Below are 25,562 nucleotides of genomic sequence, written 5' to 3'. Positions count from 1 at the left end.
CCCCGGCATGCGACGAACGTGCAACATTCTCCGAGGTTCCGAGATTGATCGCGGCGCGAAGGCGGTTAAAGAAGGCGCCACTGACTCCCCGCAGCGTCTGGAGACCGCCCATGACCGCACCCGCTTCCACCCTGACCGCCTTTTTCGGCGCGGACCTCGCTACGGCGGACCGCGACATCTTTGATCGGATCGGTCTGGAGCTGGGTCGTCAGCAAAACCAGATCGAGCTGATCGCCTCGGAGAACATCGTGTCCAGGGCCGTCCTGGAGGCGCAGGGCTCGATCCTGACCAACAAGTATGCCGAAGGCTATCCGGGCAAGCGCTACTACGGCGGCTGCGAGTTCGTTGACGAGATCGAGCTGATCGCCATCGAGCGCGCCAAGCAGCTGTTCGGCGCGGGCTTCGCCAACGTCCAGCCGCATTCGGGCTCGCAGGCCAATCAGGCGGTGTTCATGGCCCTGCTGCAGCCGGGCGACTGCTTCCTGGGCATGGACCTGGCCGCTGGCGGCCATTTGACGCACGGCAGCCCCGCCAACCAGTCGGGCAAGTGGTTCAAGCCGGTGACCTATTCGGTTCGCCAGCAGGACCAGCTGATCGATTACGACAGCGTCGCCGAGGTGGCGCTGCGCGAGAAGCCCAAACTGATCATTGCCGGCGGCAGCGCCTATAGCCGCGAGATCGACTTCGCCCGCTTCCGCCAGATCGCTGACAGCGTCGGCGCCTATCTGATGGTCGACATGGCCCACTTTGCGGGCCTCGTCGCTGGCGGCGTCTATCCCAGCCCGATCCCGCACGCCCATATCGTGACGACCACCACCCACAAGACCCTGCGCGGTCCGCGGGGTGGTCTGGTGCTGACCAATGACGAAGCGATCATCAAGAAGGTCAATTCGGCGGTTTTCCCAGGCCTGCAAGGCGGTCCGCTGGAGCATGTCATCGCCGCCAAGGCCGTGGCCTTCGGTGAAGCGCTGCGTCCGGAGTTCAAGGCCTACGCCAAACAGGTGATCGCCAATGCACGGGCCCTGGCCGAGGCCCTGGGCAAATCTGGCGTGAACATCGTCTCAGGCGGCACCGACAGCCACCTGATGCTGGTGGACCTGCGGCCCAAGGGCGTGACCGGTCGCGACGCCGAGCACAGCCTCGAGCGCGCCGACATGACCTGCAACAAGAACGGCGTGCCGTTCGACACCGCGCCCTTCACCATCACCTCGGGCATCCGGTTAGGCACCCCCGCCGGCACCACCCGGGGCTTTGGCGAGGCCGAGTTCACCAGGGTCGGTGAGCTGATCGGCGAGGTCGTCAACGGCCTGTCGGCCAATGGCTCTGAGGGCAACGGCGCCGTCGAGGCCAAGGTGCGCGAGGAAGTGCTGGCCTTGACGGCGCGCTTCCCGATCTACAACTAATAGGCTGGATTGAGCCAGGGAGGGCCAGATCATGCGCTGCCCTTTCTGTGGCCACGCCGAAAGCCAGGTCAAGGACAGCCGCCCGTCGGAAGACGGCGCGGCTATCCGACGTCGTCGCGCCTGTCCCGAATGCGGCGGACGATTCACCACCTTTGAGCGGGTGCAACTGCGCGAGCTGACGATTCTCAAGCGTTCCGGGCGGCGCTCGCCGTTCGATCGCGAGAAGCTGGTTCGGTCTATTGCCCTGGCGACGCAAAAGCGTCCCGTCGAGGCCGAACGCGTGGATCGGATGATCAACGGCATTGTCCGGCAGCTGGAAAGCATGGGCGAGACCGAGCTTCCGTCCTCGACGGTAGGCGAAATGGTCATGAAGGCGCTGAAGGCCCTCGATGACGTGGCCTATGTCCGATACGCGTCGGTCTATCGCGATTTCAAGGAAACTAGCGATTTCGCAAAGTTTCTGGGCGAAGAAGGCCTGAGCGACGTCGCGGACGAAGAAGTATAGGCGCATTCTGTAACGATTGCGGCTGAGTCTGTTGGCGACGCGCCGGCGCTGCCCAGGAGTTCGAGTTAGATGATTGAAGAGAAGATCCGCCTGCTGATCGTGGAGGGCCGCAGCTATTCGGGCATCTCCGACGAACTGCTGCGCGGAGCCGCGCAGGCGATTGAGGCCTATGGCGCGGACTATGACGTGATCACCGTCTCGAGCGCCCTGCAGATTCCCGGCGCCGTGGCGCTGGCGGAGGAAGCCGGCAATCGTCCTGTGGGCGTGCGCTATGACGGCTTTGTCGCTCTTGGCTGCGTGATTCGCGGCGAGACCTATCATTTCGAGATCGTGGCCAACGAAACGGCGCGGGGTCTGCAGGATCTCTGTATCGGCAAGCGTCTGGCCATCGGCTTCGGCGTGTTGACCGTCGATGAGGAAGACCAGGCCTGGACGCGCGCCAGGGTCAGCGAAGGCGATCTCGGCGGCGCGGCCGCCAAGGCCTGCCTCGAGACCGTCGCCCTCAAGCGTCAGCTGCTGGGGCAGACCCGATGAGCAAGAACAGGATCCAACCGCGTTCGGTGGCCCGTCTGGCCGCCGTTCAGGCGCTGTATCAGATGGAAGTCTCCGGCGTCGGCGTCGACGCCGTGGTTCGGGAGTTCTCCGAGCACCGTTTCGATCGTGACGTGGACGGCCAGCAGATGGCCGCCGCCGACGAGACCTTCTTCGCTGAACTGGCCAAGGGTGTTGTGGCCAAGCAGGGCGAGGTCGATCAGGCCATCGTCAAGCGTCTGGCCTCGGGCTGGCGTCTCGACCGCCTGGACGCCACCGCGCGCGCGGTGCTGCGGGCCGGCGCTTTCGAGCTGATCCATCGCCGCGATGTTCCCACCGAGGTCGTGATCGACGAGTATGTCGAGATCGCCAAATCGTTCTTCGAAGGACCGGAGGCCGGATTCATCAATGGCGCCCTCGACGCGATCGCCCGCGATGCACGAACCTGACGCGGACGACGACTGGTTCTCGGATGACGGCCCGTCGGAACCGGCGGCTGAGCCGGCCAACGAGTTCGACCATATCGCCCGTCTTCTCCGTCCGCTGACACGCGGCGATCCCGTCGCGCTGGACCTGATGGACGATGCGGCTGTCCTGCCCTCGCGCATCGACCACGATCTGGTGATCACCAAGGACGCCATGGTCGCCGGCGTGCATTTCCTGGCTGGCGAGGATCTCGACCTGGTGGCCAAGCGGCTGCTGCGCACCAACCTGTCGGACCTGGCGGCCAAGGCGGCTGAGCCCTACGGCTATTTCCTGGCGATCGGTTGGCCGTCGGGCACGACCATCCAGGATCGCGAGACCTTCGCCCGCGGCCTGGCCGAGGACGGCGAACTTTACGATATCAACCTGCTGGGCGGCGACACGGTCACCACCTCCGGCGCCCTGGTGGTTTCGGCCACCTTCCTGGGCTGGGTCCCCGCCGGCGACGCGGTGCTTCGCCGCGGCGCGCGGGTCGGCGACCGCCTGATGGTCAGCGGCACGATTGGCGACGGCTGGCTGGGCCTGCTGGCTCACTGGGGCGAAGTCGAGGACCCGGACGGCAGTCTGGTGAGCAGCTATCGTCTGCCCCCTCCGCGCCTGAGCATTCGCGACGCCCTGCGGGCCTACGCCCGGGCCGCCGCCGACGTTTCCGATGGCCTGCTGGCCGACGCCGCTCACGTGGCCAAGGCCAGCGGCCTGCGGGTCATGGTCGATCTGGACCGCTTGCCTCTGTCTCCAGGCGCCCGCAACTGGCTCAGCGCGCAGCCAGAGGCCGGTGAAGCGCGGATGTCGCTGGCGTCGGGTGGCGATGACTATGAAATCGTCTGCGCCGTCGATCCTACCGATGTGGCGGCCTTCCAGGCCGCAGCGATGGCTGCGGGCGTTCCCGTGCGCGACATCGGCGAGTTCGTGGAAGGCGAGGGGATCTGCGCCCTGTTCAAGGGCAAGGATATCACCCCCGAGCGCCTCGGCTGGCTTCACGGGTAGTAAAACCTCAAGCCTTGGCGGGTATGAAGAGCGCATGATCGCTCGTTCCGCCCTTACGCGCCGCCTCCTGATCGCCACAGCCTTGCTGGCCGTGGCGGGTCCCGCCCTGGCCAGTGGACCGCCGAAGAAGAAGGAGGGCGAGGCCGCCGCGCCGGACCCGACGATCAAGCTTCAGCCCATCGCCGTTCCGATCATCGTCGATGGCAAGCTGCTGAACTACATCTTCGTCAACATGACCCTGAAGATGGCCCCGACCGTCCCCGTGACCGCGATGGAAGGGCAGGAGCCGCTGCTGCGCGACGCCGTCGTCAAGGCCGCTCACCGCACGCCATTCACCGCTTCCGACACCTACATCGAGGTCGACGCCGACAAGCTCAAGGCCGTGGTGATGCGCGAAGTCGCGACCCTGGTCGGCAAGGGCAAGGTGGCTTCGGTCGAGATCACCAAGCAGATCGCCCGCAAGCAGATCCCGCATCCTTCCGGCCCCAAGCGCGCTGCGGCTCCTGCGTCGGGCGGGCATTCCGCTCCGGCCGCCGCCCACCACTAACCCGCTTCGAACAATCGTTTCGTCTACCGCGTGGCGTGCACGGCCACGGGTTGCGCACCCTTGTGCCATTTGGCACTGTCCAGGCCTTGGCGTGCTGTGCGCGTCAATTCAGGGAGCATCGAGGGGGCACGAGGCCATAAGGCCCACCCGTCTATCCGAACGACCTCTTGATCATGATCAGGGCGTCCAAACCGGATCGGCGTACCCCTCGTGATTGGAAGCGCGAAGGGACAATTTACGGATGAGTTCTTGGCTTATACTGGCCATAGCGGCCGGGCTGTTGGCGGTGCTGTATGGCGCTGTTCAGACGGCCAGCTTGATGCGGGCCTCGGCCGGCAATGCAAAGATGCAGGAGATCGCCGCAGCGATCCAGGAAGGCGCTCAGGCCTATCTGAAACGCCAGTACACCACCATCGCCATGGTCGGCGTGGTGGTCATCGCCCTGCTGGCCTTCTTCTTTAAATCCTGGGAGCAGCCCGTCGGCTTCGCCCTGGGCGCTATCCTGTCGGGCGCCGCCGGCTTCGCCGGTATGTTGATCTCGGTCCGCGCCAATGTGCGCACCGCCCAGGCCGCGTCCGAGAGCCTGGCCAAGGGCCTGTCGATGGCCTTCACCTCTGGCGCCGTCACCGGCATGCTGGTGGCCGGTTTCGCCTTGATCGGCGTGGCGGGCTACTTCGCGCTGCTGACCGGGCCCGGCGGCTACGTCGGGACTGACCGGGTCGTGGTTGATTCTCTGGTCTCGCTGGGCTTTGGCGCCAGCCTGATCTCGATCTTCGCCCGTCTGGGCGGCGGCATCTTCACCAAGGGCGCCGACGTGGGCGGCGATCTGGTGGGCAAGGTTGAGGCTGGCATCCCGGAAGATGACCCCCGCAACGCCGCAACCATCGCCGACAACGTCGGCGACAATGTCGGCGACTGCGCCGGCATGGCCGCCGACCTGTTCGAAACCTATGCGGTGACCACGGTCGCCACCATGGTCCTGGCGGCGATCTTCTTCCGGGGCACGGAAGCCGTGACCGCCATGATGCTGCTGCCGCTGGCCATTTGCGCGGTGTGCATCGTCACCTCGATCATCGGTGTGTTCTTCGTCCGCCTGGGCAAGAGCCAGAACATCATGGGCGCCCTCTACAAGGGGCTGATCGTTACGGGCCTGCTGTCGATCCCGGCCGTCTGGTACGTGATCCACCAGCTGGTGCCTGCGGCTGTCACCGTAGGCGAGCAGACCTTTGACGCCAACGCCCTGTTCTATTGCGGCCTGGCCGGTCTGGGCGTCACCGCCCTGATCGTGATGATCACCGAATACTATACCGGCACCAATTTCCGCCCGGTGAAGTCGGTGGCTCAGGCCTCGGTCTCGGGTCACGGCACCAACGTGATCCAGGGTCTGGCCATGTCGCTGGAATCCACCGCCCTGCCGGCCCTGACCATCATCGTCGGCATTATCGTGACCTACAATCTGGCGGGCCTGTTCGGCATCGCCATCGCCACGACCACCATGCTGTCGCTCGCGGGCTTCATCGTCGCCCTGGACGCCTTTGGTCCGGTCACCGACAACGCCGGCGGCATCGCCGAAATGGCCGGCCTGCCCAAGGAAGTCCGTGTCACCACCGACGCGCTTGACGCCGTGGGCAACACCACCAAGGCCGTCACCAAGGGCTACGCCATCGGTTCGGCGGGTCTGGGCGCCCTGGTTCTGTTCGCCGCCTATACCGAAGACCTGAAGTTCTTCTCGGCCAACGCCGCGCCGGGCAGCTTCTTCGAGGGCATGGGTCCGGTGACCTTCGATCTGTCCAACCCCTATGTCGTGGTCGGCCTGCTGTTCGGGGGGCTTCTGCCCTTCCTGTTCGGCGGCATGTCGATGACGGCCGTGGGCCGGGCCGCCGAGGCCGTCGTGGCCGAGGTGCGTCGCCAGTTCCGCGAAAATCCCGGCATCATGACCTATGAGGTCAAGCCCGAATACGGCAAGGCGGTCGACATCCTGACCAAGGCCGCGATCCGCGAAATGATCGTGCCCAGCCTGCTGCCGGTGGTTTCGCCGGTGGTGCTGTTCTTTGTGATCCAGGCCATCGCCGGCAAGGTCGACGCTTTTGCGTCGCTCGGCGCCATGCTGATGGGCGTGATCGTCACCGGCCTGTTCGTCGCCATCTCGATGACCAGCGGCGGCGGCGCCTGGGACAACGCCAAGAAGGTGATCGAGGAAGGCTTCACCGACAAGGACGGCGTCCTGCACACCAAGGGTTCGGAGGCTCACAAGGCCGCCGTCACCGGCGACACCGTCGGCGATCCCTACAAGGACACCTCGGGTCCCGCCGTGAACCCGATGATCAAGATCACCAACATCGTGGCCCTGCTGCTGCTGGCGGTCTTGGCCCACGGCGCCTGATCCACAGACATACCTTAGATAAGGCGACGCCCCGGAGAGTGATCTCCGGGGCGTTTTCTGTTTGTCGTCGGCCCGGCAGGCTTAGCCGCGGCGGCCGTCATGGTGACCATCACGGCCGTGACGGTCACGATCCTGGCGGTCGTGCTTCTGGACATAGATGCGCTGGCTCAGGCGGTCGAAGCGCATGTCGAGGTCGCGGCGTTCCTGCATCGACAGGCCGCCGCCGCTGCGGCGGTACTGGAACTCCAGGCGACCCAGGCTTCGGTACTCGCCGCGCAGACGCTGGGCTTCCGAGCGGGTGATCTCGCCGCTGCGGACGCCCTGGTCGATGCGGCGATCCAGATTGGCCTGGCGCTGGTTGACCGACTGCCAAGGCGCGGCCTGGGCGGCCAGTGGAGCCGCAGAAACGATGGCCAGGGCTGAGAGGGAAAGCAGGAGGCGTTTCATGGCGAGAACCTTTCGGAACGGGCGATCGCCGGGGAGTGCGATCTGATGCAGCCATAAAGCCACCCTCCGCCTGAACGTTCCCCGAGCCGCTCGTTATGTTGAGTTCATCCGCGGCGATCCATCCGCATCACGCTGATCGCAGCAGGGCAAAGGTCGCCATGACGGAATCAGCGTGTTTGCTCGAGGTCTTTTCGTGGAGTTCTGTTTCGGCAATGGACCGGAACCCACTTCGCCGAACGGCGACCTAGTAGACGTCCTCGGGATCGAAGTCAGCCTCTTCGCCGGCCTCGCGAGCCGCGGCGCGCCGTTCCTGGCCAGCGAACTCGTGGTCGATCCGGCGACGGCGGCAGGGGCCGAAATAGGCGCCCACGCGAACGAAGGGGCGGGGGTTGTTGATCACCTCGTTGAGGCGGTGCATCACCCCGCGCGCATTCAGCGGCTTGGCGAGGAACTCGGTGACCCCGGCCATGCGCGCCTCGTCAAGACTGCGCTTGGTGGCGTGGCCTGTGATCATCACGATTGGGATATAGGGGGAAGGGCTGGCGGGGGATGTCCGGATCCACCTGATGAAAGCCAGGCCATCGACCGGCTGCATCATCAAGTCCGTGAAAATGATATCGACGTCCCGGGCGGTCAGAATGCGCAGCGCCTGAAGGCCATCCTCGGCTTCGTGAATAGCGCGGATGCCAAAGGACTTCAGGATTGCGCCCATGATTTTGCGCATGTTTGAGTTGTCGTCGACAACGAGTACGGACAACGAACTGAGGTCCATCCCGTTCACTCAACCATCTCCAATCACCCAGCAATGTGAATGCCGTAGGACCCTGATGTCCCTAACGATGACGGTGCGCCTGCTCTGGTTTATGAAGTGTTTCTTGGCGAAATTCGAGTTTCTGAAACCGTCATGACCGAGTTTTGACTTCAAATCCCCTCATAGAGACCTGTCGTTAGGGTGGATTGATTTTTTGGACTGTCGCGACGCGCGAAAAAGGCCGCGCTCTGCAAGGGCGCGGCCTTCTGAATCTCGGCGGTGCTGTGAAGCTTAGCGGCGGTCGCCGGGGCGGCTGCCGGGAACATTCTGATCGTCCTGGGGCAGCATGCCGCCACGACCGACGTTTCCGAGCAACTGCTCAAGAATGGTCATTTCGCGACCGCGGGTCGGGGTCTCTCGGCCGTTATAGGCGATGACCTTGCCGTCCTTCAGCGTGAAGGTGTTCACCGACGCGACCTTTTCGTCGGCCGGGTTGAACTTGATGGCGATGACGTCGCGCTTGATCACGCGCGGCATGTAAAAGGCCACCCGGTCCGTCGTCTGGGATACGTAGTACCAGGTGTTCGGGTCGAAGGTTGAAATGGTCGAGGGTGAGCCCAGCTTCTCCATCAAGGTGGACTTGCTGTCCTCGCCGACCTTCATGTCGGCGGGGCGGGCCTCGATGGCCTGGAAGCCGGAATAGCTCGTCAGCGGTGTGCAGCCGGCCATAACGGCGGACAGGCCGAGGGCGGCGGCGACAAAAACGGCGGGACGAAACATGTAGGCTCCGGAACCGGAAAAATGCTGGACTTTGACCTATCGCCCGCAGGGGCTTAGTTCAATGGCCCGCGTGGACCGGTAGCTCATCTAGTTCCGGGTCGCGGCGAAATAGAGGCGTTGAATGATTCTGGATCGACTGCTGAAACCCAGGCCCGCCAAGGCCGCCGGGGCCAAGCTGTATGCATCGGCCGTCGCGCAGGCGCGCTCAGCGCCCCTGTACGCGACGATGGGCGTTCGCGACTCGCTGGAAGGCCGGTTCGAACTGTTCACGCTGCACGTCGTGCTTTTGCTCGAACGTTTGAAGGCGCAGGGTGACTTGGCCGCTGAAACCTCCCAGGCCGTGTTCGACGCCTATGTGCGCGGTCTGGACGATGCTTTCCGTGAGATCGGCGTCTCGGACAACGCCGTCGGCAAGAAAATGAAGAAGCTGGCCGGCGCCTTCTATGGTCGCTTGAAGGCGTTCGACGAAGCCGCCGCCTCGCTGCCGGATCGCACCGCTCTGGGCGAGATGATCGGCCGCACGGTTCTGGAAGAGCGCGGCGAGGGCGACGCCGAAGCGCTGACGACCTATGTGGTGGCCGCGCGCCAAGGCTTGGCTGCCCAGTCGCTGGACGCCCTGCTGCAAGGAGAGGCGCAATGGCCGAACCCGTAAATACATCCTGGCCCTGCGAGGTTCCGCTGGCCCGCGTCGATCGTGGCGACATCAGCCTGCGCTTTGAGCCCGACGCCGATCAGCGCAAGGCTATCGCCAAGCAACTGGGCCTGGTCCGCCTGGAGGCGTTCTCGTCCGAGGTCTATCTGACCTCCTGGATGGATGGCGCTGAGGTCTCTGGACGCCTGAGCGCCAGGGTGATCCAGGTGTGCAGCGTGACGGCCGACGACTTTGAGGAAGCCATCGAGGCGCGGTTCACGGTCCACGTCATCCCCGCTGACAGCGAGCATGCACCGGCCGAAGAAGGCGGCGAACTCGGGCTGGACCCCGAGGCCGATGACCCGCCGGATGTGCTGGAAGGCGATGTGATCGACGTCTCCGGCTATGTGCTGGAGCATCTGGCGCTTGAGCTGGATCCCTTCCCCCGCAAGCCGGGCGCGGTGTTCGAGAATCCGCTCCCGACGGCGGAAATCTCGCCCTTCGCCGCGCTCAAGGCGCTCAAACCCCAGGGCGATTCGGACTAAACGGATCCGACTCGCCCCGCTTGCGTGATACTCATGCGGGCGTCCCAGGAGCTAAAAGCGCCAACGTGTCCAACACCATAGTCATTTCGATCGACGCCATGGGCGGCGATCACGGTCCGTCCGTCGTGGTTCCGGGGGTCGCCAAGGCGGCTCAGGCGCTGCCCGGCGTGCGATTCCTGCTGCATGGCGACGAAGCCAGGCTGAACGCCGAACTGGCCAAGTCGCCGGCCGCCAGGGCCGTCAGCGAGGTCCGTCACACCGACAAGTTCATCGCCATGGACGAAAAACCCGCCCAGGCCATGCGCCGGGGCAAGGGCTCGAGCCTGTGGAACGCCGTCGAGTCGCTGCGCGCCGGCGAGGCCCAGGCCTGCGTCTCGGCCGGCAATACCGGCGCCCTGATGGCGATCTCCAAGCTGATCCTGCGCATGGGCGCCGGGCTGGAGCGCCCGGCCATCGTCGCCAGTTGGCCGACCATGAAAGGTATTACCGCGGTTCTGGACGTCGGGGCCAATGTCGAGAGCGACGCCGCCCAACTGGTCGAGTTCGCGATCATGGGCGCGGCCTTCCATCACGCGGTGCACGGCTCCAAGCGACCCACGGTGGGGCTGCTCAATGTCGGGTCCGAGGATCAGAAGGGCCATGACGAGGTGCGCGAGGCGCACGCCATCCTGCGCGAGACCAAGCTGGACTTTGACTACCATGGCTTCGTCGAAGGCACCGATATCGCCTACGGTACGGTCGATGTGGTCGTCACCGACGGCTTTACCGGCAATGTGGCCCTGAAGACCGCCGAGGGGCTGGCGCGTTTCTTCTCCGGTGAGATCAAGTCGACCCTGACCTCGGGTCCTCTGGCCATGCTGGGCGCGGTGATCGCCTCGGGCGCACTGAAGAAGATGCGCGCGCGACTGGATCCGGGCCGGGTCAATGGCGGGCCGCTGCTGGGCCTGAACGGCATCGTGGTCAAGAGCCACGGCGGGGCCGACGCCAACGGCTTCTTCTCGGCGATCCGCGTGGCCACCGATCTGGCGCGTAGCGACTTCACCGCCGAGATCGACCGAAATCTGAAGCGCCTGACCGCGTCGTCGGCCCCAGGCAGCGTCGAGGGCGAGGCCTGTCCCGTCGACGCCAAGCGTGATGGAGTAAGTGAGTGAGCGTTGTCCGTAGCGCGGTCACCGGGATCGGCGCCTATCTGCCGCCCAAGATCGTCACCAATGATGACCTGTCCAAGTTCGTCGACACCAACGATGAGTGGATCGTCGAACGCACGGGCATCCGCCAGCGTCACCAGGCAGCAGACGATCAGGCTGTGTCAGACCTCGCGCTCGAGGCCGCCAAGTCGGCGCTGGAAGCAGCCGGCAAGACCGCAGCGGATGTCGATCTGATCATCGTCGCCACCACCACGCCCGACCTTACCTTTCCGGCCACAGCCACCATCGTGCAGCGCAAGCTGGGCGCGCCGGTCGGCATTGCCTTCGACATCCAGGCCGTCTGCTCGGGCTTCGTCTATGCGCTGAGCGTCGCCGACGGCTTCGTGGCCCGTGGTCACGCCAAATGCGCGCTGGTCATCGGCGCGGAGACCATGACCCGTCTTATGGACTGGTCCGACCGTGGCACCTGCGTGCTGTTTGGCGACGGCGCCGGCGCCGTTGTGCTGGAGCCGCGCGAAGGGCAGGGGACCACGGCCGACCAAGGCCTGCTGAGCTTTGCCCTGCGCGCCGACGGCACCAAGCAGGACCTGCTGTTCGTCGATGGCGGCCCCTCGACCACCGGCACGGTCGGCAAGCTGCGGATGCTGGGCAACCAGGTCTTCAAGCACGCCGTGATCAATATATCAGAGGCCATCCGTGCGGCCGTCAGCTCGGCCGGCGTCGAGATCGCCGATGTCGACTGGTTCATCCCCCACCAGGCCAATCAGCGCATCCTGCAGGGCGTGGCCCACCGGGTGGGACTGGACGAGGACAAGGTCATTTCGACCGTGGCTATTCACGCCAACACCTCGGCGGCTTCAATCCCCCTGGCCTTCGCTCATGGCGTGGCCGACGGCCGCATCAAGCCGGGGCAACTGCTGTTGCTGGAAGCCATGGGCGGCGGTCTGACCTGGGGCGCCTGTCTTCTGCGACTCTGACGAGCGTCGGCGCCCGGCTTACGGGCGAGTGTGAAGTCTCGGCCTTGAGGCTTTGACTTCATGCGATAATCACGGCATGCAGGCGTGGCTAAACGTCAGCGTTCGCTGAGTGAAGTCGGCGACCTTCGTTTGAGTGGACCAAGTGTTTTCAATCTGGCGCAGTCCTTCAGGGACCCGCCAAAGCGCGTAGGGGGCGTCATGAAGGGCGCGACATTGACCCGGGCCGACCTCTGCGAGGCTGTCCATGAAGAGGTCGGTCTGACCCGGCAGGATTGCGCCGGTCTGGTCGAGCGCACGCTTGACCTGGTGGCCGAGGCGCTTGAGGGCGGCGAAACCGTCAAGCTGTCGGGTTTCGGCGTCTTCCAGGTTCGCGACAAGCGGGCGCGCATGGGTCGCAACCCCAAGACCGGCGAACCGGCCGAGATCGAGCCCCGTCGGGTGATCGGTTTCCGCGCCTCGCAGGTCATGAAGGCGCGCATCGACCGCGCCCTCGGCGGCTAGGCACACACGCGGTGGCGAAGGGACCCAACGCCTTCCGCACGATCTCCGAAGCCGCTGAAGAGCTGGGCGTGCCGCAGCATGTCTTGCGGTTCTGGGAAACCAAGTTCTCTTTCATTCGGCCCATGAAGCGGGCGGGCGGACGGCGATTCTATCGTCCGCAGGACATTGCCGTCCTTAACGGCGTGCGCGTGCTGCTGCACGGCGAAGGCCTGACCATCAAGGGCGTGCAGAAACTGCATCGCGATCAGGGCCTGTCCCATGTGATCGCCGCGGGCCTGGGCTCCAACGGTTCGGCCATGCTGGACGCTGACGCCGTTCGCCCCAACGATCTCACGCACGGCTTCGAGCTGGCCGATGAGGCCCGCGATCGGCTGGCCTTTGCGCTCGGCGATCTCGAGGTCGTCAAGGCGCATCTGGACGGCCTTTTGAAGCGTCCTTGAGGCCCCTTGAAATTCACCCGGAATACCGGTTGCAGAGCCCCGGACCGGCGCCTATAAGAGCGCCTCTTCCGTCGGAGCGTGGCGCAGCCTGGTAGCGCACTTGACTGGGGGTCAAGGGGTCGCAGGTTCAAATCCTGTCGCTCCGACCATTTCCGCAAGGGAATAAACGGAAGAACGGAAAGGCCGCCCTACGGGGCGGCCTTTTTCGGTTTCGGCGGGCTCAGCGAACGACCGGCTTGTCCGCCTTGCCCATCCACGACATCAGCGGCATCAGCGGCAGACCCCACACCAGGCCCACGACAGCGAAATACGCCAGGTGCACCGCGCGGTTGTCGGGCAGGTAGTCATACAAAGTGGCGGCGATGGCCACGTAGGCGACCAGAAAGGCCATGATGCCCAGGCCGCCGATCAGTTTCCGCACCCTGGCTGGAATAAGGGGACGGGGCGAAACAGGGTGAGCACTCACGCGGATCTCCGGAAGACAAGGCCAAGTACGGCCAGAAACATCGTGGCGCCGACGCTGGCGACGATCAGGCCACCCCAGAAGCCGGTGAAGGGCAGGGCGAGGCGTTGGGCGATGAACACGCCGATAAAGGCGCCGATCACGCCGATCAGCAACTTGAAGAACAACGAGTGGCGCCGTCCCAGCACGAGGTCGGCGAACCAGCCAGCGAAGATGCCGATCAACGCCGTGGCGAATACTCCAACACCGCTCATCAGACCCTCCACGCGAGACCGGTCGTCCGCATCGCCATCCTCGCACGAAAGTTCCTTAAGCGTCATCGGTCATGGACGGCTGAGCGCGACGGGAGTACGGGACGGCTGGTCGCATTTCGGCCCAGAATAGTCGCTTTGACCGGTACCATGACGTCATTCCTGCGTTCCGACCGTTCCCGCCCCGTCGCCATCTGGCTGTTTGTCGTGGCGGCCCTCGTCTTCTGCATGGTCGTGGTCGGCGGGGCCACGCGCCTTACTGATTCGGGCCTGTCGATCACCCAGTGGAAACCGATCCTGGGCGCGTTGCCGCCGATGTCGGAAGCTGCCTGGCAGACCAATTTCGAGCTCTACAAGCAGATCCCCCAGTACCGGCTGGTCAATGCCGGCATGACTCTGGAAGCTTACAAGACCATCTTCTGGTGGGAGTGGGGGCATCGGTTCCTGGGCCGGCTGGTCGGCGCGGCGTTCGCCATCCCGTTCGCCTTCTTCCTGATCCGCAGGATGATACCGCGCCGCCTGATCTGGCGCTGCGCGGTGATGCTGCTTTTGGGCGGGCTTCAGGGTCTGGTCGGCTGGTGGATGGTGTCGAGCGGCCTGTCCGAACGGGTTTCGGTCGCGCCGGAACGGCTGATGACGCATCTGGGCCTGGCCCTGGCGCTGTTCGTCATGCTGAACTGGACGGCGCTGGACGCCTGGGCCGGCTCACCGCGCGTCGAGGGGCGTTCCGCCTGGCGCGGCTGGGCCCTGGCCCTGCTGGGCGCCATCTTCTTTCAGAGCCTGCTGGGCGCCCTGGTGGCCGGCAATGATGCGGGTCTGGTCTATAACGACTGGCCGCTGATGAACGGGTCGTTTCTGCCCGACCAGTATGTAGGCAAGGGTTTCTGGGGCACGCTGGCCCACAGCCAGGGCGCGGTGCAGCTTCACCACCGGTTGGTCGCCTACGCCCTGTTCGCGGCGGGCATCGCGGTGGGTGTCATGGCCTATCGCGCCCGCCACCTGCCGGCTCAGGCCAAGGCGGCAGGCCTCGCGGTCGCCGTTGTCGTCACGATGCAGGCCGGCCTGGGCGTGTGGACCCTTATGGCCCACGTGCCGCTGTCCCTGGGCGTGCTGCACCAGGCCGGCGCAGCGGTGTTGCTGGCCGTCGCCACCGCCTTTGCCTGGCGCGTACGGCGGCCCTAGGCCTTCAGGGTGGCCCAGGGGCCGGTGATGGCCAGGGTGATGCCCGGCCACTGCACGTTGACGAACAGGGTCTGGCCGTCGGGCGAGAAGCAGGCGCCAGCGAACTCCGCATTACCCCGGAACGCGTTGCGAGCCAGGGTGTAGACCTTGCCGGCCGGGGTTATGCCCTTGATGTGATTGGGCTTCACTTCCGAATAGCGGTCTTCACAGACCAGGATGTGGCCGAGCGGCGAGATCGTGATGTTGTCGGCGTAGTCGAGCACGCTCTCGTTCTTGCTCTCGACGAACAGTTGCAGGCGACCGGGCTGATCGGCCTCGCCGGCCTGGCCTTCTTGGGGGCTGGGCACATAGCGGAAGATCTGGCCCGCGCCGGCCGCGCCGCCCGAGGTGGCGGTGAAATAGAGTTCGCCCTGACCCCACCAAAGGCCTTCGCCCCGCGCGAAGAAGGCCGCGCCCTTGGCGTGACCGCGCAGGCGAAGATCGTCATAGGGGTTGTCGACGCCGTCGATATCAATCCAGCGCGCGTCCTTCCATGCGCCCTGTTTGATATTGTCTTCGCCCTCCTGATTGCGGGTGTCAGCGTCTTCCGTCACGCCGACGAAGCCCAGCACCTGCAACCGTCCGCCGGCGGCGAGGTTGCGGCGGTCATTGGGCAGGAAGCGATAGAACAGGCCGTCCGGCAGATCCTCGGTCATGTAGACGACGCCGGTGCGCGGATCGATGCAGGCGGCCTCGTGCTTGAAGCGGCCCATGGCCTTCAGCGGGTTGGGATCGACCAGACCCTTGGCCGCGTGCGGCACTTCAAAGACATAGCCATGATCCTTGCCGATCTCGAGGCCGGCGGTGAGGGTGGTCTCCTCGCAGGTCAGCCATGATCCCCAGGGCGTGACGCCGCCAGCGCAATTGACGGCGGTGCCGGCCAGGCTGAGGTGCTGGCTGACGGTCTGGCCGCTCTTGAGGTCGTAGATCATCGTGGTCGTGCCGCCCGGCAGCGGCAAACCCGTGTCGCCGAAGTCGTAGGCCCGATCCTTGGGCAGGCGGTCGGCCAGACGGCCGCCCAGGCCAAAGGCGCCGTAGTCGAAGGCGCGCGGACCCAGTTCATGGTTGCGGACCAGGGCGACCTTACCGTCGCCAACGTCGAAACAGCCCATGCCGTCAAAGGCGCCCGGCACAAGGAACCCGTCGGCCATGGTTTCGCCGGCCTGGCTGATCACGCGATAGGAGAAGCCCGAAGGCAGTTCCAGCATGCCCTTGGGGTCTGGCAAAAGCGGCCCATAGCCCTCGACCTCATTGGTATAGGCATAGCTGGGCGTTTCACCGTCCTGGGCCCGTGCGCTGAAGCCGGTGAAGGCCAGGCTGGTGGCCGCCGAGGCGATAAAGGCGCGACGCGAGAAGGTCATGGCAGGGGCTCCGGGCTATGCCCGCCCTATGCCTGTCTTGCATGACGCTGCGATGACGCCTTGCGATGGGGTATTATGATACCGCATCACGCAAACCCTTATGCTATAAGGGTTTGTCGAGTTTCTTGCGTTCGCATTGTTGACAGGCCGCAAACCGTCCTGTACCTGCCGCCCCTCACGCAGACGGAGCCGTTTCCTTTGGCTCCTGATGCACAAGGAATACGGATCAATCCCATGCAAAAGACCACGGCTTCTCTGAAGCCTGCCGAGGTCGAGAAGAAGTGGATCGTGGTCGACGCCCAGGACGCCGTTGTCGGTCGTCTGGCGACGTTCATCGCCATGCGTCTTCGCGGCAAGCATCGTCCCGACTACACCCCCAACGTTGACTGCGGCGACTTCGTCGTCGTGATCAACGCCGACAAGGTGAAGTTCACCGGCAAGAAGATGGACGACAAGATCTACTATCGTCACACCGGTCACCCGGGCGGCGTCAAGTCGACCACCCCGCGCAAGCTGCTGGAAGGCCGCTTCCCGGAACGCGTCCTCGAAAAGGCCGTCGAGCGCATGCTGCCCAAGGAAAGCCCCTTGGCCCGCAAGCAGCTGACGCACCTGCTCATCTACAACAACGGTGAGCACCCGCACCAAGCGCAGAGCCCGGAAGCGATCGATTTCGCTGCGCGCAACGCCAAAAACACCCGGAGCGCCTAAGTCATGTCCGAAGCTCAAGGCTTTGACGCGCTGGCCAGCCTGTCCAGCAACCCCGAAGCGGCCGCTCCGGCCGTCCAGAAGATCGACGCCCAGGGCCGCGCCTACGCGACCGGCAAGCGCAAGAACGCGATCGCTCGCGTTTGGATCAAGCCCGGCAAGGGCACCATCACCATCAACGGCCGCGACCAGGAAGTTTACTTCGCCCGTCCGGTTCTGCGCATGATGATCGCTCAGCCCCTGCAGGTCACGGACCGCCTGGGCCAGTTCGACGTCGTCGTCACCGTTGAAGGTTCGGGCCTCTCGGGTCAGGCCGGCGCGGTGCGCCACGGCCTGTCCAAGGCCCTGACCTACTATGAACCCGCGCTGCGTCCCGTCCTGAAGCCGCACGGCTTCCTGACGCGCGACAGCCGCGTGGTCGAGCGCAAGAAGTACGGCAAGGCCAAGGCCCGTCGTAGCTTCCAGTTCTCGAAGCGCTAAACGCGGTTCACCGCGTTTGGAAAAGGGCGCTTCGGGAAACCGGAGCGCCCTTTTTCTTTGTCGCCTAGCGTGGCAGCCGAAAGTGGATGCCGGTTTCGGCGCCCGTCACGCGCCAATGCTTTTTGTCTGGATTGATCGGAAGTCAGCATGACGCCCAAGGTCTTCATCGATGGCGAAGCCGGCACTACGGGTCTGCAGATCCGCGAGCGTCTGGTCGGCCGCACCGATCTCCAGCTGATCTCTATCGATCCCGACAAGCGCAAGGACCCGACCGCGCGGGCGGAGATGCTGAATAGCGCCGACGCCGTGATCCTGTGCCTGCCAGATGAGGCTTCCAAGGAGGCGGTCGCCCTGATCGAAAATCCGTCGGTGAAGGTGATCGACGCCTCGACGGCCTATCGCACGGCGGGGGACTGGGCCTACGGCTTCGCGGAACTCGACCGCGAGCAGCGCGGCAAGATTGCCGCCGCCAAGCGGATTTCCAACCCTGGCTGTTACGCCACCGGCGCCATCGCCCTGACCCGGCCGCTGGTCTCGGCCGGCATCCTGCCGACGGATCTGCCGATCTCGTTCAATGCGGTGTCGGGCTATACCGGTGGCGGCAAGGCGATGATCGCCGAGTTCGAGGACGAAACCGCGCCGAACTACACCAAGGTCCCGTACCGGATCTACGCCATGGGCCTATCGCACAAGCATGTGCCCGAGATCCAGAAGCACGGCGGCCTGCTGACCCGGCCGATCTTCACCCCCGCAGTGGGCCGATACGCCCAGGGCATGCTGGTGGAATTGCCGCTGCACCTGGCGACGCTGGAAGACGGCCGCTGCCTGCACGACATTCATGCGGCCTTCGCCGCCCACTACCGGGGCGAGCAGTTTGTCCAGGTGGCGTCTTTGGACGAGGCCAAGGTGATGACCACCCTGGATCCGGAAGGCCTGAACGGCACCAATCGCCTGAAGATCTTCGTGTTCGGTTCCGATACCAGCGGTCAGGCCCGTCTGGTGGCCCTGCTCGACAACCTGGGCAAGGGCGCGTCCGGCGCAGCGGTGCAGAATCTCAACCTGGCGCTGGGCCTGGAGGAGGCGGCGGGTCTTTGATCCATCGCGCCGGCGACGCCAGCATTTCCTGCTCAGGGCTGACGTTTAGGGTCAGCCTCGCCAGCGATAGTGCGCCACGGCTGCGTGGAGCTTGAACATCCACAGCGGCTCCTCCTTGGTTCCGACGCCGATATTGTGCACCACACGCGCGCTGTCGGGGCCGCGCGCCACGATGCCGAGGTGAGGGCGCTCGCCCCATACCCGCCAGGTGAGGATGTCGCCGGGGCGAGGTTCGTCGAAGCTATCGCCTGCCGCTCGTCGCGTTGTTCGGCTCAGCAGGGCGCCCTGGCGCTGCAGATAGGTTTCCAGGTTCAGAACCCGACGGTGATCGATATTGGAATCCGGTCTCTTGAGGCCCCAGGTTCTGCGCGAGGGGTAGGCGTCGAAGTTTCGGGCCATGTCCTCGTGGACCCGCTGCTGCAGGTCGATCTGCCAAGCGTCGCGGGCGGCGCGGACCAGCACGTCGGCGCAGACGCCGGTGGTGCGCAGCACGTCGCCTAGCGGATAGGCGATAGCCCGATAGCTGGCGTCATAGGCCTTGGTCACCCCGATCTGCTCGCGCGCCGCCATGGCCAGATCCCTGCCGTCGCGCGTCGCTGCAATCGCGCCGAACGCCGGCGCGGCGAGAATCATTCCCAGGGTCGTTCGGCGGCTGATCGCGGACATGGCGGGAAGCTCCACCACGATCCGGGCGAGTTTTGGGCGAACGTCGTCCGGCGAATATGTGATCAACGATCAGGCGTCGGATCTCACGCGCACATAGCTGCCAGGGGCGTCCTCGATCGGCTTGAGCTGACCCTTGGCCGGGTCGCGGGCCGGGACCAGCGGGCCGGACTTGGCGCGCAGCCACTCCGCCCAGTGCGGCCACCACGAGCCTGGATGCTCCTGAGCGCCCGAGATCCAGCCCTCGACCGAGCCGGGCAGGGTGTCATTGGTCCAGTGCTGGTACTTCTTGGCGTCGGGGTGATTGATCACGCCGGCAATGTGGCCTGAGCCGGCCATGGTAAAGGTCACCGGTCCGCCAAAAGCCCGCGCGCCGCGATAGACGCTGCGATAGGGCGCGATGTGGTCGTCCTTGGACGACTGGACATAGATCGGGATGCCGACCTTGGACAGGTCCAGCTTTTCGCCGCCCAAGGTCAGGGCGCCGGTGGTCAGGGCGTTGTCCTTGTAGAAGTTGCGCAGATAGAACATGTGCAGCGACTTGGGCATGCGGGTCTGGTCGGCGTTCCAGAACAGCAGGTCGAAGGGGCGGGGCTCCTTGCCCATCAGATAGTTGCTGATGAAGAATGACCAGATGAGGTCGTTGCCGCGCAGGGCATTGAAGGTGTCGGCCATCGACTGGCTGGGCAGGAAGCCGCCCGTCGCGTCCATCTGCTGCTCGATCGACTGCAGCCATTCCTCGTTGGTGAACAGCAGCAGGTCGCCCGCCTCGGCGAAGTCCTGCTGGGCCGCAAAGAACGTCGCCGAATTGATCCGCTTGTCGCCCCTGGCGGCCATGTGGGCCAGGGCGCAGGACAGCAGGGTGCCGCCGATGCAATAGCCGACGGTGTTGACCCTATCGACACCGGTCTGGGTCATCACCTGCTGGGTGGCGTCATAGATGCCCTCCAGCATGTAGTCCTCGAAGGTCTTGGCGGCGAGCTTGGCGTCGGGATTGACCCACGAGGTGACGAACACCGTGAAGCCCTGACCGGTCAGCCAGCGGATCATCGAATTCTCGACCCGCAGGTCCATGATGTAGAACTTGTTGATCCACGGCGGGAAAATCAGCAGGGGGATCTCGTGTACCTGCTCCGTGGTCGGATCGAACTGCAGCAGTTGCAGGATGTCATTCTGGTAGACCACCTTGCCAGGGGCGGTGGCGACGTTCTCGCCGACCTTGAATTTCTCCAGGTCGGTCTGGCTGATAGCCAGCTGGCCGCCGCCGCGATCCAGGTCGGCGGCGAAATTCTCCATGCCTCGCACCAGGCTCTCGCCATTGGTCTGCATCACCTCGCGCAGGGCGGCGGGGTTGGAGATCAGGAAGTTCGACGGCGAGAAGGCGTCGGTCAGCATCTTGGTGAAGAATTCAACCCGACGCTTCGAAGCCGGATCGACGCCCTCGACCCCGGACACCAGGCCGTTCAGCCAGTTCGAGGTCAGCAGGTACGACTGCTTCATCATGTCGAACATGGGGTTGGACGCCCAGTCGGGATCGTTGAACCGCTTGTCGCCGCTGGCGGGGGTCACGACGGGCTTGGTGTCTTCGCCAGCGGCGCGACGGGCGGCCGACTGCCACAGATCCATGTAACGGCCGAAAAGATCGGCCTGGGCGCGCAGCATGCGGTCGGGCTGGGCGGCCAAGCGGGACATCACCTCGTTCATGGCCGGGGCGACATGGAACGGGTCGGCGTTCAGCGCGGCGGGACGATCGGCCTGGCGCAGGGCTGCCTCGGCAATGGCGCCTTGGGCGGTCACAGCGGCGCGGGCCAGATTGGCCGACAGTGTCTCCAGCATCTGACGCTGATCGGGCGACATCATCGCATCCAGGCCGGGCATCGATGGCGGGATTGGAGGCGCCGCGTTGGCTCGGGTCGATTCGACTTGAGGCCTGGGCGCGTCCTGATGCGGGGGGCGTTCGGGCGGCGGGACTGGAGGCTTGGCGACAGTCTTGGGCTTGGCAGAGGCCGTTTTCGCCTTGGAAGCAGCGGCCTTGCGCGGCTTTGGGGGTGTTTTCGCCGTAACCATGCTGGTTCTTCCCGCTTCTTTTCTACCGTCTCGTCAGCTTGCCGACGCGCGCGGCCTTTTGTTCGTCGCGATCATCGCATAAGACCGGAGACAAGATGAACGGCGCAACAGGCAAAATCGCACGTCTCGGCGTGCTAATCGGTCTCACGGCTCTGGCCGTGTCGGGCTGCGCCTCGCCGTTCAAGGCGGCCCAGGTCGATCCGTCTTCGCCGATCGCCGAGGCGACCCTCGCCGCCGCGCGCTACAAGGGCCGTCGTCCCTCTTTCGCCGACATTCCCGCCGTCCCCACCGATGTGCGTGGACCGGCCCGGATCAAGGCTGTGGTGGAGGCCGAACAGCGCGCCGCCGCCAAGCTGCGTCGTGACGCAGCACCGGAAACCTTCCAGCTGACCGACACCGAGGGCTACGCCGCCCGCGCGCGCGCGGGCGCCAAGGCGCCCGACTTTGGCGCACCCACCGACGCCGATCGCGCCGAGACCGAAGCCTTCGCAGCGGCGGCGCGTGGCCGAGCTAGCGCGCCTTCGCCGCAGCCCAAATAGGCCGGCGAAGGCATAATCTTCCTTGAACTGGCTTGGCGAGGCCCCGCTTGGGGTCTATCCATGCCCGACTTTTGCTCCCGAAGCGCCGAAGCGGCGCATAGAGCCCTAAAATGACCACCGATTTTCATCGCATCCGCCGCCTGCCGCCCTACGTTTTCGAAGAGGTCAACAAGATCAAGGCGCGCCTGCGCGCCGAGGGGACGGACATCATCGACTTCGGCATGGGCAATCCCGACATGCCGACGCCGCAGCACATTGTCGACAAGCTGATCGAGACGGCCCGTGATCCCAAGGCTGGCCGCTACTCGGCCTCCAAGGGCATTCCCGGGCTGCGCCGCGCCATGGCGGGCTATTATGACCGCCGCTTCGGCGTGAAGCTGAACCCCGACACCGAGGTCATCTCGACCCTGGGCTCCAAGGAAGGCTTCGCCAACCTGGCCCAGGCCCTGACGGCGCCGGGCGACGTGATCATCTGTCCAAACCCCGCCTATCCGATCCATGCCTTCGGCTTCATCATGGCCGGCGGCGTCATTCGCCACGTGCCGGCCCTGACGCCCGAGGACTACCTCTCCAACATCAGCCGCGCGGTGAAGCACTCGGTGCCGCCGCCCAGCGTGCTGATCCTGTCCTATCCGTCCAACCCGACTGCCCAGTCGGTGGATCTGGAGTTCTACAAGGACGCCGTCGCCCTGGCCAAAAAGCACGACCTGCTGGTGATCAGCGACGTCGCCTATGGCGAGATCTATTTCGAGAACAATCCGCCGCCGTCGATCCTGCAGGTCAATGGCGCCAAGGACATTGCCGTAGAGGTCAACTCGCTGTCGAAGACCTACGCCATGGCCGGCTGGCGCGTGGGCATGGTGGTCGGCAACGCCCGCATCTGCGCCGCCCTGGCCCGGGTGAAGTCCTATCTGGACTACGGCGCCTACACCCCCGTTCAGGTCGCCGCCGCCGCCGCCCTGAACGGCCCGCAGGACTGCGTCGACGAGATCCGGGGCATCTACAAGGCGCGTCGCGATACGCTGGTGTCGTCCATGGCCCGCGCCGGCTGGGACATCCCCAATCCGCCCGCCTCGATGTTCGCCTGGGCCAAGATCCCCGAGGCCTATCGCGAGGCCGGCTCGATGGTGTTCTCCAAGCTGCTGATTGAGGAGGCCGGCGTCGCCGTGGCTCCCGGCGTCGGCTTTGGTGAGTATGGTGAGGGCTATGTCCGCATCGGTCTGGTCGAAAACGAGCACCGCATCCGTCAGGCCGCGCGCAACGTGAAGAAATTCATCACCAACGCCGACGCCATCCTGGCCAAGCACCACAATTCGGTGGAGCCGGTCTAGGGACGGGCTTCGCGAGTAGGATTCGAAGATGACGAACAAAACCTGGCGCGTCGGCGTCGCCGGTCTCGGTACGGTTGGCGGCGGCCTTCTGCAGTTCCTGGCCGAGCGCCCCGATTTTGCGCCCGCCGGTGACCGCGCCATCGTCACCGCCGTCTCGGCGCGGTCGCGGTCGCGGCCGCGCACGACCGATATCTCGGGCCTGACCTGGTTCGACGATCCCGTCGCCCTGGCCGGATCGCCGGATATCGACCTGTTCGTCGAACTGGTCGGCGGCTCCGACGGCCCGGCCAAGGCTGCGGTCGAAACGGCTCTGAAGGCTGGCAAGCCGGTGGTCACCGCCAACAAGGCCCTGATCGCCGAGCATGGGGCCGAACTGGCGGCCCTGGCGGAAGCGCAGGGCGTGCCACTGCTGTTCGAGGCGGCGGTCATGGGCGGCGTGCCGGCCGTGAAAATGATGCGCGAGGCTTTGGTCGGCGACGACATCGACTCCGTCGCCGGCATTCTCAACGGCACCTGCAACTTCATCCTGAGCGAGATGGAGAAGACTGGTCGCTCGTTCGCCGACGTGCTGCGCGAGGCTCAGGCCCTGGGCTATGCCGAGGCCGATCCGACCATGGATGTTGGCGGTTTCGACGCCGGTCACAAGATCACCATCCTGGCTGCCCTGGCCTTTGGTTGTGCGCCCAATTTCGCGGCCGCCGAGATCGAGGGCATCGAGGCGGTCGAGTTGCTCGACATCAAGCTGGCCAAGGATCTGGGCTACCGGATCAAGCTCGTCGCCTCCGCCTCGCGCACCGATCACGGCGTGGCGGTGAAAGTGCACCCGTCGCTGGCGCCTCTGGAGCATCCGCTGGCCCAGGCGGGCGGGGCGCTCAACGCCCTGTTCATCGAGGGCCGTCGCGTGGGCCGGATCTTCGTGCAGGGCCCTGGCGCCGGCGCGGGACCGACCGCCGCCGCTGTGGCCGCCGACATCGCCGATGTGATGACCGGCGCCGTGCGTCCCGTGTTCCAGGCTCCGGCCGGAAACCTCAAGCCGTTCATCGCCGTCGATCCCAGCCGCACGGTGGGCAAGGCCTATTTGCGGATCATGGTCCGCGACGAGCCGGGCGCCATCGCCGCCATCTCTGAAACCCTGGCCGAATGCGGAGTCTCTATCGACAGCTTCCTGCAAAAGCCCGTCGAGGGTGCGGGCGGCGTGCCGATCGTGCTCGTTACTCATGCGACTCCGGAATCCAATCTCCTCGACGCGATTAGCCGCATCGAAAAACTGCGCGCTGTGCTAGAGCGACCGCGCCTTTTGCGCGTCGCGCGCATCTGAGAACCGCGAAAAGCGGCTGAGAATTTAGCCTGACAAGGCTGGGAGACGTCGATGAGCTCTAAGACCCTGGATCGCTCGCTGGTCCTGGACGCGGTCCGCGTTACCGAAGCCGCCGCCATCGCGTCATGGACCCTGGTCGGGCGCGGCGACGAGATCGCCGCCGATCAGGCCGCCGTCGACGCCATGCGCAACGCGCTGAACGAACTGGCCATCGACGGCGAAATCGTCATCGGCGAAGGCGAGCGCGACGAGGCGCCCATGCTGTATATCGGCGAGAAGGTCGGCACGGGCAAAGGCCCGGCCATCGACATCGCCCTGGACCCTCTGGAAGGCACGACCCTGGCCGCCAAGGCCATGCCCAATGCCCTGGCGGTGATGGCCTGGGCGCCCAAGGGCACGCTGCTCAACGCGCCCGACACCTATATGGACAAGATCGCCTGCGGGCCTGGCCTGCCGGCCGGGGTGATCGATCTGGACCGCACGCCGGCCGAGAACGTGCAGGCCATCGCCGCCGCCAAGGGCGTCGATCCGTCTCACATCACCGTCTGCGTGCTGGACCGTCCGCGTCATGCCGAGATCATCGCCAGCGTCCGCTCGGTCGGCGCGCGGGTCTATCTGATCACCGACGGCGACGTGGCCGGGGTGATCAACACCACCGATCCCTCGACCGGCATCGATCTCTATGTCGGCTCCGGCGGCGCGCCCGAGGGCGTGCTGGCCTGCGCGGCTCTGAAATGCGTCGGCGGTCAGTTCCAGGGCCGTCTGCTGTTCCGCAACAGCGACGAGAAGGCCCGCGCCGCCAAGTGGGGCATTACCGAGCTCGACAGGAAGTACGACCTGCACGACATCGTCCGCGCCGACGCCATCTTCGCGGCCACGGGCGTCACCTGGGGCAATCTGCTGGACGGGGTCACTTACAAGGATGGCTTCGTGCACACGCACACCCTGGTGATGAACTCTTCGACAGGCACGGTCCGCGAAGTGCGAATGAAGCGCCGGGTGTAGGATC

29 protein-coding genes and 1 tRNA gene are annotated in these 25,562 nt (G+C 65.3%); 22 read left to right on the top strand and 8 right to left on the bottom strand.

Annotated elements, in window-relative coordinates; all coding sequences use genetic code 11:
- The first annotated feature begins 110 nt into the window (after positions 1-110).
- The 7 genes from glyA to ACW176_RS16775 all read left to right on the top strand — a co-directional run bounded on the left by glyA (position 111) and on the right by ACW176_RS16775 (position 6,839).
- Complete coding sequence (gene glyA / locus ACW176_RS16805; RefSeq protein WP_492109939.1) at positions 111-1,403, top strand: serine hydroxymethyltransferase; 1,293 nt, start codon at positions 111-113, stop codon at positions 1,401-1,403.
- Positions 1,404-1,434: 31 nt separating this feature from the next.
- The gene (gene nrdR / locus ACW176_RS16800; RefSeq protein WP_419255617.1) at positions 1,435-1,908 is read left to right on the top strand and encodes a transcriptional regulator NrdR; all 474 of its coding nucleotides are present in this window, start codon (positions 1,435-1,437) and stop codon (positions 1,906-1,908) included.
- Between the two features lie 69 nt (positions 1,909-1,977).
- The gene (locus tag ACW176_RS16795) at positions 1,978-2,442 is read left to right on the top strand and encodes a 6,7-dimethyl-8-ribityllumazine synthase (RefSeq protein WP_419321361.1); all 465 of its coding nucleotides are present in this window, start codon (positions 1,978-1,980) and stop codon (positions 2,440-2,442) included.
- Positions 2,439-2,888 (top strand): transcription antitermination factor NusB, encoded by a 450-nt coding sequence (nusB, locus tag ACW176_RS16790; protein ID WP_419321363.1) that lies wholly within the window; start codon positions 2,439-2,441, stop codon positions 2,886-2,888. The genes ACW176_RS16795 and nusB overlap by 4 nt, the downstream gene beginning before the upstream one ends.
- A complete protein-coding gene (gene thiL, locus ACW176_RS16785) occupies positions 2,848-3,909 on the top strand; it encodes a thiamine-phosphate kinase (protein ID WP_492109938.1) in 1,062 nt (353 codons plus the stop codon). Before nusB ends, thiL begins: the two co-directional genes overlap by 41 nt.
- Positions 3,910-3,943: 34 nt before the next feature.
- The gene (locus tag ACW176_RS16780; RefSeq protein ID WP_492109937.1) at positions 3,944-4,456 is read left to right on the top strand and encodes a hypothetical protein; all 513 of its coding nucleotides are present in this window, start codon (positions 3,944-3,946) and stop codon (positions 4,454-4,456) included.
- A gap of 241 nt (positions 4,457-4,697) precedes the next feature.
- The gene (locus ACW176_RS16775; protein WP_492057221.1) at positions 4,698-6,839 is read left to right on the top strand and encodes a sodium-translocating pyrophosphatase; all 2,142 of its coding nucleotides are present in this window, start codon (positions 4,698-4,700) and stop codon (positions 6,837-6,839) included.
- Between the two features lie 81 nt (positions 6,840-6,920).
- Here ACW176_RS16775 and ACW176_RS16770 read toward each other — a convergent pair whose 3' ends face one another.
- From ACW176_RS16770 to ACW176_RS16760, 3 genes are all read right to left on the bottom strand, one after another.
- On the bottom strand, positions 6,921-7,286 hold the full coding sequence (locus ACW176_RS16770; RefSeq protein ID WP_492109936.1) for a hypothetical protein: 366 nt from the start codon (positions 7,284-7,286) through the stop codon (positions 6,921-6,923).
- Positions 7,287-7,530: 244 nt separating this feature from the next.
- A complete protein-coding gene (locus ACW176_RS16765) occupies positions 7,531-8,067 on the bottom strand; it encodes a response regulator (RefSeq protein WP_419321373.1) in 537 nt (178 codons plus the stop codon).
- A 261-nt stretch (positions 8,068-8,328) separates the two neighbouring features.
- Positions 8,329-8,817, bottom strand: coding sequence for an outer membrane protein assembly factor BamE (locus tag ACW176_RS16760; protein WP_419316766.1), 489 nt, complete (start codon positions 8,815-8,817; stop codon positions 8,329-8,331).
- A gap of 121 nt (positions 8,818-8,938) precedes the next feature.
- On the opposite strand from ACW176_RS16760, the gene ACW176_RS16755 reads away from it, so the two are divergent.
- The 7 genes from ACW176_RS16755 (at position 8,939) to ACW176_RS16725 (ending at position 13,208) form a co-directional block, all read left to right on the top strand.
- Positions 8,939-9,469 carry a ubiquinol-cytochrome C chaperone family protein gene (locus ACW176_RS16755; protein WP_419316767.1) on the top strand — a complete coding sequence of 177 codons (531 nt, stop codon included), beginning with the start codon at positions 8,939-8,941 and terminating at the stop codon, positions 9,467-9,469.
- Complete coding sequence (locus ACW176_RS16750) at positions 9,454-9,993, top strand: YceD family protein (protein ID WP_492109935.1); 540 nt, start codon at positions 9,454-9,456, stop codon at positions 9,991-9,993. Before ACW176_RS16755 ends, ACW176_RS16750 begins: the two co-directional genes overlap by 16 nt.
- Positions 9,994-10,058: 65 nt before the next feature.
- Entirely contained in the window at positions 10,059-11,144 is a 1,086-nt protein-coding gene (gene plsX, locus ACW176_RS16745) for a phosphate acyltransferase PlsX (protein ID WP_492109934.1), read from the top strand.
- Positions 11,141-12,118 (top strand): beta-ketoacyl-ACP synthase III, encoded by a 978-nt coding sequence (locus ACW176_RS16740; RefSeq protein WP_492109933.1) that lies wholly within the window; start codon positions 11,141-11,143, stop codon positions 12,116-12,118. Before plsX ends, ACW176_RS16740 begins: the two co-directional genes overlap by 4 nt.
- Before the next feature lie 153 nt (positions 12,119-12,271).
- Positions 12,272-12,619 carry an integration host factor subunit alpha gene (locus ACW176_RS16735; RefSeq protein WP_419255851.1) on the top strand — a complete coding sequence of 116 codons (348 nt, stop codon included), beginning with the start codon at positions 12,272-12,274 and terminating at the stop codon, positions 12,617-12,619.
- Between the two features lie 11 nt (positions 12,620-12,630).
- Positions 12,631-13,059 carry a MerR family transcriptional regulator gene (locus ACW176_RS16730; protein ID WP_492109932.1) on the top strand — a complete coding sequence of 143 codons (429 nt, stop codon included), beginning with the start codon at positions 12,631-12,633 and terminating at the stop codon, positions 13,057-13,059.
- Positions 13,060-13,131: 72 nt separating this feature from the next.
- A tRNA-Pro gene (locus ACW176_RS16725) sits at positions 13,132-13,208 on the top strand.
- 71 nt (positions 13,209-13,279) lie between these two features.
- Here the strand turns inward: ACW176_RS16725 and ACW176_RS16720 are convergent.
- Positions 13,280-13,525: a DUF2842 domain-containing protein gene (locus ACW176_RS16720; RefSeq protein ID WP_492109931.1), complete on the bottom strand. Its 246-nt coding sequence runs from the start codon at positions 13,523-13,525 to the stop codon at positions 13,280-13,282.
- Positions 13,522-13,776, bottom strand: a complete 255-nt coding sequence (locus tag ACW176_RS16715) for a GlsB/YeaQ/YmgE family stress response membrane protein (protein ID WP_419316774.1) — start codon at positions 13,774-13,776, stop codon at positions 13,522-13,524. Before ACW176_RS16715 ends, ACW176_RS16720 begins: the two co-directional genes overlap by 4 nt.
- A 147-nt stretch (positions 13,777-13,923) precedes the next feature.
- On the opposite strand from ACW176_RS16715, the gene ACW176_RS16710 reads away from it, so the two are divergent.
- Entirely contained in the window at positions 13,924-14,955 is a 1,032-nt protein-coding gene (locus ACW176_RS16710; protein ID WP_492109930.1) for a COX15/CtaA family protein, read from the top strand.
- Here ACW176_RS16710 and ACW176_RS16705 read toward each other — a convergent pair.
- Complete coding sequence (locus ACW176_RS16705) at positions 14,952-16,355, bottom strand: alkaline phosphatase PhoX (protein WP_492109929.1); 1,404 nt, start codon at positions 16,353-16,355, stop codon at positions 14,952-14,954. The genes ACW176_RS16710 and ACW176_RS16705 overlap by 4 nt on opposite strands.
- Before the next feature lie 234 nt (positions 16,356-16,589).
- Between ACW176_RS16705 and rplM the strand changes: the two genes are divergently transcribed.
- The 3 genes from rplM (at position 16,590) to argC (ending at position 18,635) form a co-directional block, all read left to right on the top strand.
- The gene (gene rplM / locus ACW176_RS16700) at positions 16,590-17,063 is read left to right on the top strand and encodes a 50S ribosomal protein L13 (RefSeq protein WP_035047832.1); all 474 of its coding nucleotides are present in this window, start codon (positions 16,590-16,592) and stop codon (positions 17,061-17,063) included.
- A 3-nt stretch (positions 17,064-17,066) separates the two neighbouring features.
- Positions 17,067-17,540: a 30S ribosomal protein S9 gene (gene rpsI, locus ACW176_RS16695; RefSeq protein WP_419316776.1), complete on the top strand. Its 474-nt coding sequence runs from the start codon at positions 17,067-17,069 to the stop codon at positions 17,538-17,540.
- 147 nt (positions 17,541-17,687) lie between these two features.
- A complete protein-coding gene (argC, locus tag ACW176_RS16690; RefSeq protein WP_492109928.1) occupies positions 17,688-18,635 on the top strand; it encodes an N-acetyl-gamma-glutamyl-phosphate reductase in 948 nt (315 codons plus the stop codon).
- Positions 18,636-18,686: 51 nt separating this feature from the next.
- On the opposite strand, the gene ACW176_RS16685 is transcribed toward argC, so the two are convergent.
- Entirely contained in the window at positions 18,687-19,301 is a 615-nt protein-coding gene (locus tag ACW176_RS16685) for a DUF1287 domain-containing protein (protein WP_492109927.1), read from the bottom strand.
- A 69-nt stretch (positions 19,302-19,370) separates the two neighbouring features.
- Positions 19,371-21,176, bottom strand: a complete 1,806-nt coding sequence (locus tag ACW176_RS16680; RefSeq protein ID WP_492109926.1) for a class I poly(R)-hydroxyalkanoic acid synthase — start codon at positions 21,174-21,176, stop codon at positions 19,371-19,373.
- 320 nt (positions 21,177-21,496) lie between these two features.
- Here ACW176_RS16680 and ACW176_RS16675 point away from each other — a divergent pair, with 320 nt between their 5' ends.
- The 4 genes from ACW176_RS16675 to glpX all read left to right on the top strand — a co-directional run bounded on the left by ACW176_RS16675 (position 21,497) and on the right by glpX (position 25,558).
- A complete protein-coding gene (locus ACW176_RS16675; protein WP_492109925.1) occupies positions 21,497-21,904 on the top strand; it encodes a hypothetical protein in 408 nt (135 codons plus the stop codon).
- 110 nt (positions 21,905-22,014) lie between these two features.
- Positions 22,015-23,235 carry an LL-diaminopimelate aminotransferase gene (locus tag ACW176_RS16670; RefSeq protein ID WP_419316782.1) on the top strand — a complete coding sequence of 407 codons (1,221 nt, stop codon included), beginning with the start codon at positions 22,015-22,017 and terminating at the stop codon, positions 23,233-23,235.
- Positions 23,236-23,263: 28 nt separating this feature from the next.
- The gene (locus ACW176_RS16665; RefSeq protein WP_492109924.1) at positions 23,264-24,553 is read left to right on the top strand and encodes a homoserine dehydrogenase; all 1,290 of its coding nucleotides are present in this window, start codon (positions 23,264-23,266) and stop codon (positions 24,551-24,553) included.
- A 51-nt stretch (positions 24,554-24,604) separates the two neighbouring features.
- A complete protein-coding gene (glpX, locus tag ACW176_RS16660) occupies positions 24,605-25,558 on the top strand; it encodes a class II fructose-bisphosphatase (protein WP_492109923.1) in 954 nt (317 codons plus the stop codon).
- Positions 25,559-25,562: the final 4 nt, after the last annotated feature.

Source organism: Caulobacter sp. FV1ye13L (assembly GCF_058681155.1).
This window is presented reverse-complemented; position numbering and strand designations above follow the sequence as displayed.

Bases quoted from the DNA above. Each gene is read 5' to 3' on its own strand.
- glyA (WP_492109939.1), top strand. From the start codon at position 111: ATGACCGCACCCGCTTCCACCCTGACCGCCTTTTTCGGCGCGGACCTC.
- nrdR (WP_419255617.1), top strand. From the start codon at position 1,435: ATGCGCTGCCCTTTCTGTGGCCACGCCGAAAGCCAGGTCAAGGACAGC.
- ACW176_RS16795 (WP_419321361.1), top strand. From the start codon at position 1,978: ATGATTGAAGAGAAGATCCGCCTGCTGATCGTGGAGGGCCGCAGCTAT.
- nusB (WP_419321363.1), top strand. From the start codon at position 2,439: ATGAGCAAGAACAGGATCCAACCGCGTTCGGTGGCCCGTCTGGCCGCC.
- thiL (WP_492109938.1), top strand. From the start codon at position 2,848: ATGGCGCCCTCGACGCGATCGCCCGCGATGCACGAACCTGACGCGGAC.
- ACW176_RS16780 (WP_492109937.1), top strand. From the start codon at position 3,944: ATGATCGCTCGTTCCGCCCTTACGCGCCGCCTCCTGATCGCCACAGCC.
- ACW176_RS16775 (WP_492057221.1), top strand. From the start codon at position 4,698: ATGAGTTCTTGGCTTATACTGGCCATAGCGGCCGGGCTGTTGGCGGTG.
- ACW176_RS16770 (WP_492109936.1), bottom strand. From the start codon at position 7,286: ATGAAACGCCTCCTGCTTTCCCTCTCAGCCCTGGCCATCGTTTCTGCG.
- ACW176_RS16760 (WP_419316766.1), bottom strand. From the start codon at position 8,817: ATGTTTCGTCCCGCCGTTTTTGTCGCCGCCGCCCTCGGCCTGTCCGCC.
- ACW176_RS16755 (WP_419316767.1), top strand. From the start codon at position 8,939: ATGATTCTGGATCGACTGCTGAAACCCAGGCCCGCCAAGGCCGCCGGG.
- ACW176_RS16750 (WP_492109935.1), top strand. From the start codon at position 9,454: ATGGCCGAACCCGTAAATACATCCTGGCCCTGCGAGGTTCCGCTGGCC.
- ACW176_RS16715 (WP_419316774.1), bottom strand. From the start codon at position 13,776: ATGAGCGGTGTTGGAGTATTCGCCACGGCGTTGATCGGCATCTTCGCT.
- ACW176_RS16710 (WP_492109930.1), top strand. From the start codon at position 13,924: ATGACGTCATTCCTGCGTTCCGACCGTTCCCGCCCCGTCGCCATCTGG.
- ACW176_RS16705 (WP_492109929.1), bottom strand. From the start codon at position 16,355: ATGACCTTCTCGCGTCGCGCCTTTATCGCCTCGGCGGCCACCAGCCTG.
- rplM (WP_035047832.1), top strand. From the start codon at position 16,590: ATGCAAAAGACCACGGCTTCTCTGAAGCCTGCCGAGGTCGAGAAGAAG.
- rpsI (WP_419316776.1), top strand. From the start codon at position 17,067: ATGTCCGAAGCTCAAGGCTTTGACGCGCTGGCCAGCCTGTCCAGCAAC.
- argC (WP_492109928.1), top strand. From the start codon at position 17,688: ATGACGCCCAAGGTCTTCATCGATGGCGAAGCCGGCACTACGGGTCTG.
- ACW176_RS16685 (WP_492109927.1), bottom strand. From the start codon at position 19,301: ATGTCCGCGATCAGCCGCCGAACGACCCTGGGAATGATTCTCGCCGCG.
- ACW176_RS16680 (WP_492109926.1), bottom strand. From the start codon at position 21,176: ATGCCCGGCCTGGATGCGATGATGTCGCCCGATCAGCGTCAGATGCTG.
- ACW176_RS16670 (WP_419316782.1), top strand. From the start codon at position 22,015: ATGACCACCGATTTTCATCGCATCCGCCGCCTGCCGCCCTACGTTTTC.
- ACW176_RS16665 (WP_492109924.1), top strand. From the start codon at position 23,264: ATGACGAACAAAACCTGGCGCGTCGGCGTCGCCGGTCTCGGTACGGTT.
- glpX (WP_492109923.1), top strand. From the start codon at position 24,605: ATGAGCTCTAAGACCCTGGATCGCTCGCTGGTCCTGGACGCGGTCCGC.